A 366-nucleotide genomic window follows, 5' to 3' on the forward strand; every position below is an offset into this window, starting at 1 on the left:
TTTCCTGATCGCCGCGATGGTTCTCTACGCCGTGTACGCGTACGCGCCGGGCTCGCTGAATGACAGCGCCACCGCGGACTGACTCGATCAGACCCGATCGTGATTGTGCCCGCGCTGCGGCAATCAGTGACCGCCTCCCTCCCGGTCCGTCCGGTTCGTCCGCTCAGTTTCCCGATTGCCGGATCCCTTCGATCAGGGTGCGGTCGATCGCTTCGTAGCCGAACATCTGGCCGCCGTGCGTGTCGATGAACGACTGGGCCTCCGCTTGGTCCGAGAACGGGTGGAGCGCCGGGCCCATTCCACCCATCACGTCGCTTTCGGCGACGTAGATGAGATCGGTCGCGTCGGCGAACGTCTCCGGTGCCG

General features: G+C 65.3%; 1 protein-coding gene. It reads right to left on the reverse strand.

Translation table 11 applies throughout. The features are described 5' to 3' along the window. Positions 1–163: 163 nt before the first annotated feature. Positions 164–366: nitrous oxide reductase accessory protein NosL (locus tag EXE44_RS17630; protein ID WP_199241265.1), on the reverse strand; the 203-nt coding region annotated here is incomplete at its 5' end.

This window comes from Halorubrum sp. SS7, assembly GCF_005435055.1.
GTDB classification, from domain to species: domain Archaea; phylum Halobacteriota; class Halobacteria; order Halobacteriales; family Haloferacaceae; genus Halorubrum; species Halorubrum salinarum.